This window comes from Psychrobacter sp. FME6 (genome assembly GCF_014861365.1).
Lineage (GTDB): Bacteria > Pseudomonadota > Gammaproteobacteria > Pseudomonadales > Moraxellaceae > Psychrobacter.
Genome location: NZ_RRYW01000021.1, coordinates 1 through 12,078 on the forward strand (window position 1 = coordinate 1; position 12,078 = coordinate 12,078).

8 protein-coding genes are annotated in these 12,078 nt (G+C 43.0%); 6 read left to right on the forward strand and 2 right to left on the reverse strand.

Annotated elements, in window-relative coordinates:
- Positions 1-190: 190 nt before the first annotated feature.
- From EI162_RS04750 to EI162_RS14905, 4 genes are all read left to right on the forward strand, one after another.
- Positions 191-805, forward strand: a complete 615-nt coding sequence (locus EI162_RS04750) for a hypothetical protein (RefSeq protein ID WP_225736903.1) — start codon at positions 191-193, stop codon at positions 803-805.
- Positions 806-1,596: 791 nt separating this feature from the next.
- Positions 1,597-3,105, forward strand: coding sequence for a cytochrome ubiquinol oxidase subunit I (locus EI162_RS04755; protein ID WP_192523280.1), 1,509 nt, complete (start codon positions 1,597-1,599; stop codon positions 3,103-3,105).
- On the forward strand, positions 3,105-4,121 hold the full coding sequence (gene cydB, locus EI162_RS04760; RefSeq protein WP_192523281.1) for a cytochrome d ubiquinol oxidase subunit II: 1,017 nt from the start codon (positions 3,105-3,107) through the stop codon (positions 4,119-4,121). The genes EI162_RS04755 and cydB overlap by 1 nt, the downstream gene beginning before the upstream one ends.
- A gap of 85 nt (positions 4,122-4,206) precedes the next feature.
- Positions 4,207-4,323 carry a DUF2474 domain-containing protein gene (locus tag EI162_RS14905; protein WP_192523282.1) on the forward strand — a complete coding sequence of 39 codons (117 nt, stop codon included), beginning with the start codon at positions 4,207-4,209 and terminating at the stop codon, positions 4,321-4,323.
- Between the two features lie 317 nt (positions 4,324-4,640).
- Here the strand turns inward: EI162_RS14905 and murU are convergent, their stop codons facing one another.
- Both murU and EI162_RS04775 read right to left on the reverse strand, forming a co-directional pair.
- Positions 4,641-5,369, reverse strand: coding sequence for an N-acetylmuramate alpha-1-phosphate uridylyltransferase MurU (murU, locus tag EI162_RS04770; RefSeq protein ID WP_192523283.1), 729 nt, complete (start codon positions 5,367-5,369; stop codon positions 4,641-4,643).
- Between the two features lie 100 nt (positions 5,370-5,469).
- Positions 5,470-6,591: a phosphotransferase gene (locus EI162_RS04775; protein ID WP_192523284.1), complete on the reverse strand. Its 1,122-nt coding sequence runs from the start codon at positions 6,589-6,591 to the stop codon at positions 5,470-5,472.
- Positions 6,592-6,984: 393 nt separating this feature from the next.
- On the opposite strand from EI162_RS04775, the gene EI162_RS04780 reads away from it, so the two are divergent.
- Together EI162_RS04780 and EI162_RS04785 are read left to right on the forward strand one after the other, a co-directional pair.
- Complete coding sequence (locus EI162_RS04780) at positions 6,985-10,014, forward strand: LPS assembly protein LptD (RefSeq protein ID WP_192523285.1); 3,030 nt, start codon at positions 6,985-6,987, stop codon at positions 10,012-10,014.
- Between the two features lie 182 nt (positions 10,015-10,196).
- On the forward strand, positions 10,197-11,600 hold the full coding sequence (locus EI162_RS04785) for a peptidylprolyl isomerase (protein WP_192523286.1): 1,404 nt from the start codon (positions 10,197-10,199) through the stop codon (positions 11,598-11,600).
- Positions 11,601-12,078: the final 478 nt, after the last annotated feature.

Here is a 12,078-nt window from a genome sequence, read left to right on the forward strand (position 1 = left end):
ACGATCTAAGTATAGCTTATTCTGAAATATCTATGCTAATTGATGACACGCCCTAGACACTCTGGATGATAGAGACATTCTATCTAATAGTGAAAAACGTAAAATTCGTGATGCACTCAAAGAGTCGTTCGGTGAAGAGCAACTAAAAGAACGGTTTGAGCTAAGTGCATTACCACAAGTAGATACGGCTGTGTTTTTATCAGCGCCTTTTCGTGGCACTGACTACGCAGACCGCTGGTTCACACGAGCACTGCGCCGCATTGTCTATTTACCCGTTGGTTTGGTAAAAACAGTCACTGACAACCTAGCAACGATTGCAACCCAAGGCGACTTGGCACAGAACCCACTGGGAGCTTTATATTTACAAAATGGTGCCAGCCAACTAAGTGATAAGTCTTCCTTTATACAATTAACCAAAGACATCCCCATCAATGATCGCATCACCTACCATTCAATCATGGCCAATAACGATGCTGATATCACCAAAGGTCTGGCCCAAATGCAACCCGGCGGTGCAAAAATAGATTTATCACAAGCAGTAAAAGAAGATACTAAAGATAAATCCAGCAATACGAATAACACTTCGAATCAGCCAGCCGAACCGCTGGTCGCTGCGGTGACCATTGATGAGAACATCAGCCAAGCACTGACTGAGCGTTTATCAGATGGCATCGTCCCTTATACCAGCGCTCACTTAGATGGTGCCACCTCTGAAACCATCATTAGTGGTGGTCATAGTATTCAGTCTAACCCACAAACCATCTTGACCTTGCGCCGTATCTTGCATCAGCAATTAAAGCAGTAACAATATAAAGCTGTCTAACAATACAAGTACACAGGTAATAATAAGGTAACAACTATCTATATATCGTTTAGATACAATATATTTTAAATCAATTTTTATAGGTGTAATCGTAATAAACTACCGATAAATCTCCTTCATTAATTGATAAGTATTACTACATAGCTGTTTTATTATAGACAGTGTTTATTGGTATACCAATAGGCTCGTCGTGACAATTAATAACGGCTTTTTTGAGTGCCATCGAAGCGCTATTGATACTGATTCGTGACTAATAGGTGTGTGGCAATCGTAGCGCATACCTTGCACCATGCTCAATGGAAGCGCATAATATATTGAGATTAAATCAAACCAAACGGCTTTTTTGAGTGCCATCGAAGCGCTATTGATACTGATTCGTGACTAATAGGTGTGTGGCAATCGTAGCGCATACCTTGCACCATGCTCAATGGAAGCGCATAATATATTGAGATTAAATCAAACCAATTGTTTTATTTAATACAAAATATTTTTAATTTATAGGGATATAAATTATTCACTTTAGCTAAACAGTTTTTGCTTATACCTACCAGATTGTGTGTCATCTCTATCATAATACTTAAGCAAAAACGGTTCAGCTATATGACATTTGCAGCTAAATAACACTTAGCCATTGCCCGTAAATTTTGTCGCCTAGTTAACATTCTTGGCTCAATGCTCAGATGTATACTTAGCATTATAGACAGCTACGGACAGTTACTTGAGCGTATCATGGAAGCTAGCGCTATTCAGCTAACAGATAAGGGTAACCGTTTATGTTCGCTACATTTATGATCAGCCAGCTTGATGCGCTGACGCTTGCGCGAATTCAATTCGCTTTTGTTATTTCATGGCATATCGTCTTTCCTGCTTTTTCTATCGGACTTGCCGCTTTTTTAACGGTGCTCGAATTTCGCTGGCTCAAGAGTGGCGAACCTATCTATGCCGAAGTGTATAAGCATTGGGTAAAAATATTCGCCGTTGTCTTCGGTATGGGAGTGGTGTCAGGCGTCGTCATGTCTTACCAATTCGGCACCAACTGGGCAGTCTTCTCCGATAGAGCCGGTAACGTCATGGGCCCATTATTAGCCTATGAAGTATTAACGGCGTTTTTCTTAGAAGCCTCATTCTTAGGTATTATGCTGTTTGGTTGGGGGCGGGTCAGCAAGCGCATGCATTTTGCCTCAACAGCGATTGTCTCCATTGGTACGCTGATTTCAGGTTTTTGGATTTTGGCTGCTAACAGCTTTATGCAAACTCCTCAGGGCTTCATGATGGGCGCTGATGGCCTACTCTATCCAACCAACTGGCTTGAGATTATCTTCAACCCATCGTTCCCTTATCGCTATGCACATATGATGACGGCGGCGTTCTTGACTACTGCCTTCGTCATCGGTGGTATCGGTGCTTACTATCTGCAATCTAAAAAGCATACTGAACATCGTAAGCATGGTCGTGTGATGCTGGGCATGGCAATGATTATGGCTATCTTTGTTGCGCCTATGCAGATATTAATTGGTGATATGCATGGTCTTAATACACTTGAGCATCAACCAGCGAAAGTCGCAGCTATGGAAGGTATGTGGGAGAATGAGCGCGGGGCGCCGCTCGTGTTATTCGCTATTCCAGATCAAAAAGCGGAAAAGAACCACTATGAAGTTAAAATCCCTTACCTATCAGGTTTAATCCTCACGCATTCATTAGATGGCGAAGTAAAAGGCCTCAAAAACTGGGTACCAGAAGATCGACCTTATGTTCCTATTGTGTTTTGGTCATTCCGAGTCATGGTTGGGATTGGCATGTTAATGTTGCTTGTAGGTCTGTTTAGTCTCTATAAGTATTTTAAAAAGCAACAATTTGATCCTGAAAGCAAATGGTTCCACAGAGCGTGGATGATGATGACGCCACTTGGTTTTGTCGCTCTATTGGCTGGTTGGTTTGTGACCGAAACCGGTCGTCAGCCATGGACAGTATATGGTGTTATTCGTACCGCCGAGAGTATGTCACCCGTTGCTGCACAGCAAGTTGCCACCACGCTGATTGGCTTTATTGTGCTGTATATCTTCGTGTTTGGTGCTGGTAGCTTTTATATCCTACGCTTGATTGCCAAGGGTCCCCAGCCTTACGAAGACCCTGCTGACGATAACTTCTATGAGCACTCCGTTACTGAAGGTCAAGGTCGTACGTTAAGTGGTGATAATAATGCCAGTGACAAAGTAGAACAGGATTCGGCTGAAAGCATCGACACACCAGCGAATGATAAAGACGATGGAGGGTTACGCTAATGTTTAACTATGGTGATGTATTAGATTTACCCTTAATTTGGGGCGGCTTGATTGCCCTGTCTGTCTTTATTTATGTGCTGCTAGATGGCTTCGATTTGGGCTGTGGTATCTTGTTCCCATTTGCTGGCTCCGATAAAAACCGTAGCCGCATGATGAACTCTATTGCTCCTTTTTGGGATGGTAATGAGACATGGCTGGTGTTGGGCGGTGGTGGTTTGTTTGCTGCCTTTCCCGTTGCTTACGGCATCATTATGACTGGACTTTATTTGCCCGTCATCTTTATGTTGTTTGGCCTTATTATGCGCGGTGTGGCGTTCGAATTTCGCTTTAAAGCATCCTCGCACCGCTATGTATGGGACTCTTTCTTCTTTATTGGTTCTGTCGTTGCTACTTTCTTCCAAGGCATTATGCTTGGGGCACTGGTACAAGGCTTAGAGGCGAGCAATCGCTTATATACGGGTGGACCGTTTGATTGGCTCAGCCCTTTCTCAGTGATGTGTGGTATCGCCCTTATGATTGGTTACGCGCTGCTTGGTTCGACGTGGTTAATTATCAAAACTGAGCACAAGTTACAAATTTGGGCACGTAAAGTTTCTGGCTGGATGCTAAGCGCGCTGGTACTAGCGATGATCGCTGTTACGATTTTTATGTTCTTTTCAGATATCGATGCCCTCGAAGGCTGGTTCAGCTTCCCAGGTCTCTTCTATCTGGCACCGATGCCAATTATCGTCGTGCTATTATTTTTCTTGATGCGTAAAGACTTAAAAAGTGAACGCGAATACCGTCCATTCTTATTAACTGTCGCATTGTTTTTGATGGGCTATATTGGGGTTTGTTTCGCGATATTCCCTTATATCGTGCCGTATCAAATGACGATTTATGAGGCGGCGGCTGCAGATACTTCATTGTCATTCATGCTGATTGGTGCCGGTATTATGCTGCCGATTATTTTAAGTTATACTGCTTTTGCCTATTACACCTTTAAAGGTAAAACGGATCATGAGCACATGTATTAAGAAGAATTAATCGCCAATAGTTGCTGTCTGTAATGGCGGCAACTAAACCTAACCAGCTGATTCATACGCTAACTAGGAGCTCGATATGAAAAATCTTAGTAAAAAACAATCACAATGGGCATGGTTCATTGGTTTATACTTTGCAGGATTTTTGGTTGTATTTACCATTGCGCAACTAATTAAACTGGCCATGGGTGTTTGATAGCCAACCCTATATAGTTAAAATACTTTAAAAACGCTACGATACTGCTGGTATAGTTTTTTTGTAGCCTCTGTCTGCGTAGGCACAGCAAGCTAGAAAAAACGGTACCCGCAGTACTTGATGTATCGATTTTACTTTTCACTGACTATACATTCATAAAAAAAGCAGCGTCGATTATTATCAACGCTGCTTTTTTATTTCTAACTTTGTCACGTTCGAACTCTGTCACGGATAGTCAAAACACCTTAAAAAACGCTACAGTACTGCTGGTATCGATATTACTTTTACTGACTATACGTTGGAATTTAATAGGAGTTTTACGCCCCTAAATGGTTATCAGCACCCTTGTTTTCAATAAACTCATTGACCTGCGTCAAACGCTCAAGTGTACCAACATCTACCCAGTTATCCGTTATAACCTCAGCAGTAATTTGAAACTTTATCATCGCTTGTTTAAGCAGTGGCGCTAGTGCAGCGGGCTGACCAGATACCAGCCCATCGACCAGCCTGGGTGACATAACACTGATACCAGCAAAGGTATATTTATCGGCATCTCCAATGGGCTCTTCACTAGCAAGACCATTATTAATGGCGAAATCACCACCATTATTGTGCTCTGGATTGTCTATCAATAATAGATGCGCGCGCTGATCGGCGCCCAGCGTATACTCTCGCAACTGGGCAAAATCATAAGTCGTCCAAACATCTGAGTTGACCAAAATAAACGGCTCGTCTCTTAGCTTGCCTGTCTGTAACGCCTGAAAAATCCCACCTGCGGTTTCTAACGGCTCGTCATCTTCCACTGACCAGTGCAGCTTAACGTTATATTGCGCACCATCACCCAATGTATCCATCAGCTTGTCAGCCAACCATGACGCATTGATAGTGATGTCAGTGACACCGATCGCTTGTAACGCTTTAATATGCCAAACGATAAGCGGCTGCCCAGCCACCTCTACCAATGGTTTGGGGGTTTCAAGTGTTAACGGACGCATACGCGTACCCTTGCCAGCAGCCAAAATCATGGCTTGTTTAATCGTAGACATGTGCGTTCCTTATTATTGTTGTGATTGTTATTATTGCTTCGATGAAAATTTAGCCATGCTCAAACATAAAATGGCTAAAGAAATCCATTGATAACGTATCCTAGATATATTGCTGGGCAAACTTATTTTGATACGCTGGCAATATAGTCTCTCTTAGGTATTCGTTAAACGGTGCTACCGCTTGTTGCATATGCTGGCTGCCACGCGCCTCTAACCATTCTAGCTCAAAGATCAAATCACGCATGACCTTTGGAATATCAGCCAAATAGCGGTCTTTGCCATCGCGCTTAGATAAGCGAATGAAAATCCCCAGCACTTTTAAGTGTCGCTGTACACCCATCACGTTCATATCGTTTTCAAGCTGCTCTACACTATCAGCAGTGGCTAGAGCGGCTTGTTTTTGTAATTGCCAAAAGTCATGAACCCATTGCGATATCTGACTCTCTGACCACTCAACATAAGCATCGCGCACTAGTGACACCAAATCATAAGTATAAGAGCCGACGACGGCATCTTGAAAGTCAATCACCCCTAGACGCGAATAATTTTCTTGGTCTTGCATGAGATTACGACTGTGATAATCACGATGGACGATGACTTGTGGCTGCAACAAAATCTCTTTTATTAATGCGGATTTAAAATCCTCCCATAAGGTTTTATCAAGTGCAATACCGATATAAGGTATAAACCAGTCACTAAATAAATCCATCTCACGATCTAATAATGCTGTGTCATAATCTGGCAATTGATGTTGCGACCTAGCCGTCTCGACTGGGATGGTTTGTAGCGCAACCAACGTCTGCATTGCCAACTGATAATGCTCATTGGTTTGGGTAGGCGCGGCATCGACCAATAAATGGGCAAACTCTATCGTGCCAAAATCCTGCAATACCAAAAAGCCTTTTGCCACATCTTGGGCGATAAGTGCAGGCACATTGATCGCAGATGACATCAGCTTGGCGACGCTAATAAATTGACGCATGGCGTCTTGTTCGTCAGCAGAATCCATGACAATATAACGCGCTGTTTCGACTCCATCACTACCCAACAACTGGATACGATGATATTGGCGGGCGCTAGCGTCACCTGGCAAGCTGTCCAATTTAAAGTTTTGACCAGCAAATACTTGCTGCAACCAGCTCTCTAATTGCTGTAGGCGGCTATTGATATTTGTCTCGGTTGTATTAGGCTCTAAAATTATTTTATCAGTCATAAAAGGCATCGCAGGTTAAATATAAGTCGTAAACAACTAAAGTAGTGATAAGTCGGGCGAATACTTGCTAAAATAGTGGCATCTTTAGTCACAACAGCTGCTGTCATAATGAAATTAAAATAGCATTCAATATTTAGCGCTGGGCACAGTCTCAGCAATTATTTAAAAATAGCTTGTTAAAACACCGCTTAGCTATATTATAAATTTTGGTAAATAGTGTAGCTGATTTGGTTTTTTTTGACTATGATTAGTCGTCATTATATGTAAAACATCTAAACTCTTAAAATAATAGTATTTATTAGTGGGTTTTTAGTCGCTTATTCACTGTGTTATATCTATCAGTAATACGGTTAATAAATTCAGTATCGCTATCCGATAAGCTCTGCAATCATAGGTGTGCCCTTGTTATATTCTCCGCTCTACCAAAGCATCCGTTTGATTTTATTTGGTGCCATAAGCTTGTCAAGCCTAGCCGTCAATGCTGCGCTCAGCGATTCTGACGTGCAGAACTCCAAGCCACTACTCACTGATAGTGCCGATAGCTATGATAATTATGTCTCTGACACAGCAAATAATGCCAGTTTGCCAAGTAGTATCAATGATATCAGTAGTGACACCCAAGATCTCAGCCATCAAAATAGCAATTTTATAGAAGCCCCCTCTTTAGGCATCACTGAAATAGATGAAAGCGGTGATATGATCTCTGAACACCCTTCAAATACAGTTGAGAGCAATCCAGTTGAGAGCAATCCGGTAAATAATGAGATACAGGGTAATGAAACAAGTATACCCGAACTTACTTTGACTGGCCGCAATCTTGATCTCAACGATGAAAGCATTCAAAATAGCTTGATGCGTTTGGCAGAGTTTTATGAGTTGACTCCAGATAGCAAGCCTTCGAAATCGGATAGTATCGATAAAACTTTGAACGCTGAAAACGATAATATTCAGAGTACTGAAACACCCACCCCAGAAACTATCCCCAAAGTAGGTAAAGACTTACAGCTACTGCCCAATACGGTAGATAGCGCACAGCGCTGTGAGGGTCAATGGGTCTACCCAAAAAGCAATCCTAACTATCAGCGTGCCGTAAATGAGGCTGGCGCTACCAATGGCCAGCCAGCAGCCAATCTAAACGGTATTCCAAACAATCAAGCACCGCTGTTTTCAGAGTCAGATTATGGTTATTACGATAATGTCGACTATGCGGAGCTGTCAGGTAATGTCATTATTGATCAGGGTACTCAGCATATAGAAGCAGAAAAGGTCGTGCTAGATTTGAGCACTGGGGTGGCTGCTGCTCAAGGTAAAGTCATGTTTACTGACCAAGCAACGGGTAAACAAGTCCCACGCGATAACGCTTCAAACAACTCAGTAAACAGATCATTAGATAATGCTCAGACTAACCTTAGTGATAAGGCCTCACAAGGCGGCCTTATTGGGGTTGCAGACAGCTTGGCTTATAGTACTGAAACGGGACAATCAACCGCTAATGATGTGGCCTTTGCGAGTGTAGAGCTGCAAGCACATGGTTATGCCAAACGCTTAAATAGACCCAAAGACAATCAATATGAGCTAGATGAAGTAATGTTCAGCACCTGCCCACCGACCAATCGCAAATGGCAGTTTGATGCCAAGAGCATTGATTTAGATACCGACACGGGCCGCGGCGAAGCTTATAATACGACCTTTCGTGTCGCTGATGTACCGGTATTTTATCTACCCTATTTTAATTTCCCGATAGACAGTCGCCGCAGTAGTGGGTTTTTATTACCAAACGCTAGTGTCAGTAGCGAGAGCGGTCTTGAGATTGATGCACCCTATTACTTCAACCTAGCACCCAACTATGACGCGACCCTTAATACCCATGTTTATACTGATCGTAACCCTATGCTCTCAGGTGAATTTCGCTATCTGACCGAAGATTATGGCGAAGGTATTTTTAATGGCTCATATCTACCTAACGATAGAAAATATAACGATGAAGACCGTAGCAGCTTTTTCTACGACCATTATTGGTCATCTAGTAGCATTCCGCGCTTAAGCGGTGACGCCAAATATAGCTACGTCTCTGATGAAGACTACCTCAACGATTTTGATACCTTGGGTTTATCAGACAGCACCTTGAACTTACCACGCCGTGCGCGTGTGAATTATTACAACGATTACGTCAACGGTGAACTAAAAGTAGAGTCTTTTCAGACTCTCGATGCGTTTACCAATAATGGCGAGCCTTTAAAGGATAAAGACAAGCCTTACTCACGGTTACCGCAGCTTAAACTCGATTATCGCTTGCCGTGGGCAAAGAGCTTCGACATCACTGGTGTACATGACTCTGCTTATTTTAAAAAATCCATCGACGATGGTTCTGAGAATGAAAAAAGTGGGACGCGTATCTATAACAAACTAAGCGCTGCCTATCCAATGGAAAAATCTTGGGGTTATATTAATCCCAAACTAAGCTTGCAGCATCTATACACCTCTTATGACGAAGACAGTTTAGCAGACAACCAGTTGAGTAAAGAAGACGGTAGCCAATCGGTATTTGTCCCACAAGCCAGCATTGATGCAGGGTTGAATTTTTATCAAGCGGGTTCACCATTCGGTGCGTTTGACGATACGATGGGCGGCTATCGTTTGCTTAGCCCGCGCTTAAAATATACCTATTCGCCCTATGAAAACCAAAACGACATTCCAAACTTTAACACTCGTATCGCCTCTATCAACTATGAGCAGCTGTTTTCTGATAGTTGGTTTTTAGGCCATGATCGCTTGCAAGATTTGCACTCGATTACCCCAGGTATCAATTATCGTTACATCGATGCAACGGGTGTGACACGTTTTGATGGTAGCATTGCAGAGCAATTTTACATCGATGATGGGCGTGTGACGCTTGACGATGAGCAGCCAGTATTCACCTCGTCGTCTTCGGGGATGGTTTGGGATACTAGCACGCAGCCTTATAATAACTTTTGGGTAGATATCAGCGGTGCACTGACCGATGATTATGATTTAAACTATATTACGACTGAGCTACGTTATCAGCCGTCGGATAATAGTCTATTTAACGTGGGCTTTGTTAAGCGTCAAAGCGATGAAAACACCAATCAGCTGCCATTGTCTGCTTTTACCGCCTCTGCTGTTTTTCCTATCAATAATAACTGGCGTGTATTGGCTCAAGGTCAATATGACTACAATCGTGATAAAATGCTTGATTCGTTAGTCGGTGTTGATTATGAAGACTGCTGCTTTGGTTTTGCAGTTTATGGTCGTCGTTACTATAACGACTTAAATATCAAAGACAAACCAACGCAAGCAATTATGGCTGAGATTAGATTGAACGGTCTCGGTAGTGGTAGCAGCCGCCTAACACGATTGCTCGCTGATAAAGTCTTGGGCTTTGAGCCTGTTCAGACAGCATGGAAGGACTAACAACTTTTGCCAGATTAAACCGTTATTTACATAAAATTGTTTGCATAAATAGCAATAACACATTTTTTATAACCCAGTTTGCAACCCTATTATGGACAACCCAGTCCAATATTTGCCTATTAAGAGTATTGGATAAAGTTGACCGACTACCATCCGATGCGATGACATTGATGAGGAGCATCATGAGATTTTTTTCTTTACGTCAGACCAGCCGCGCTGTATTGCTATCTATGAGCGCCAGTTTAGCGTTTACATTGAGCGCTCAGGCTGCCACTGTTAAACCCGCTACAGCACAAGCGCCTCAAGCAAATGCCGCTGCTGAGCAAGGCAATGTGGATCGCTTAACGCCTGGTAATAGTACAGACGGTATTATTGCCTTAGTCAACGAAAACGCGATTTTGAAAAGTGATTTGGTTGATGCAATTACACAAACCCAAACACGCGCTCAAGCGGCTGGCGAACCCATTGCAAACTCAGAACAGCTGCAGTCTGAAGTATTAAATGCACTCATTTTGCGTGAGCTACAGCTATCGATGGTCAAACGCGTCGGTCTAAACCCTGATGAAGCAGCGATTAATCAGCGCCTTGGTCAAATCGCAGAGTCGCAAGGACTTAATAGTGTGTCAGAACTGCAGCAACATTTAGATACAGCACAGCCTGGCAGCTATGCTACGCTACGGGCTCAATTGATCGAAGATGCTGCTATTCAAGCCTTACAACAACGCCAAATCAGAAACCGTGTGCGCATTAGCGAGCAAGATATTGATGCGTTTTTGGCATCTCCTGAAGCCAAGCGTTTAAATCAAAGTGAATACCAGACCATTCATGTTCGTGTCCCTTATATGGATGATTATAGCCGTCTATCAGAAGCGCAACGTGATGAGGCGCTGAAAGTAGCAGAAGCATTGCGTACTCGCCTGCTTGCTCAAAATGTGGATGTCGCCGAGGCCGTTGCTGCCAGTCAAGGCAACTATGCTATCCCGCTACAGGGGGGCGATATGGGCTTTCATAAAGCGGCTGCCCTACCTACAGAGCTATCAAGTGAGATTACCAAGCTTGAAGTTGGCGAGGTCAGCGCACCGTTAGTGACACCTGAAGGTATTGATATCATCAAGCTCGCCGACAAAAAATCCAGCGACACGATGCTGATACCGCAGTGGCATACTCGTCACATATTAGTGAAAGTCGATGAACTACAGACAGACGCATTGGCTGAGCAAAAAATCAATGATCTATATGAGCAACTACGCAGCGGCGCTGACTTCGCTGGTTTAGCGTCAACCTATTCGGATGATCCAGGCTCAGCTGGTCGCGGTGGTGATCTAGATTGGGTGAGTGAAGAAGACATGATTGGCCCATTCGAAGCCATGATGAAAAAGACGGCAGTTGGTGATTACTCTGCACCCTTCAAAACCCAGTTTGGCTGGCATATCTTAAAGGTTGATGACAAGCGCCAGCAAGATGTTAGCGATCAATATCGTCGCAGTATGGCACGCCAAGCATTATATCAACGCCTAGCACCGCAAGCCAAAGAAGACTGGCTACAAGAGCTACGTGCGGGCGCTTATATCCAAGTGTTGGGTTAATTAGTTAGTAATACCAAACCCAAAAAGTACGATTAGCTGTGTCAAACTCGTTTAGTCTACAGTGCGTAGCACTTGCACTCGTTTTCCTTGCTACTCTAATTTTTGTGAATGGTATAATATAGTAAGGTAAATTTCAGTAAAGATATTTGAATAAAAAAAGGGTATATGCCAACGCATATACCCTTTTTTTATTTACGTTTATTGAGGCTCTAAAACGCTTGAAGCTTAACTGCTAATACATCAGACGACTCTCAAAATCAGCATAACAATAGAAACAAGCATGAGTGCTATAGGCAATTCTAACTAAAATCGATATGTTGGTAGCCACGTGCTACTCATATTTTTGGGTTGATATAAGACAGTATAAATCAACAATTTACACACAAAGAAAAGCCCCGAACCTAGGGCGATTGGTTCAGGGCTTCGAGACTTCATATTATTGTTATTATACTTCCATATTGACCTATCCTAAGTCATG

Coding starts and splice junctions, on each gene's coding strand:
- cydB (WP_192523281.1), top strand. CDS start 3,105: ATGTTTAACTATGGTGATGTATTAGATTTACCCTTAATTTGGGGCGGC.
- EI162_RS14905 (WP_192523282.1), top strand. CDS start 4,207: ATGAAAAATCTTAGTAAAAAACAATCACAATGGGCATGGTTCATTGGT.
- murU (WP_192523283.1), bottom strand. CDS start 5,369: ATGTCTACGATTAAACAAGCCATGATTTTGGCTGCTGGCAAGGGTACG.
- EI162_RS04775 (WP_192523284.1), bottom strand. CDS start 6,591: ATGCCTTTTATGACTGATAAAATAATTTTAGAGCCTAATACAACCGAG.
- EI162_RS04785 (WP_192523286.1), top strand. CDS start 10,197: ATGAGATTTTTTTCTTTACGTCAGACCAGCCGCGCTGTATTGCTATCT.
- EI162_RS04755 (WP_192523280.1), top strand. CDS start 1,597: ATGTTCGCTACATTTATGATCAGCCAGCTTGATGCGCTGACGCTTGCG.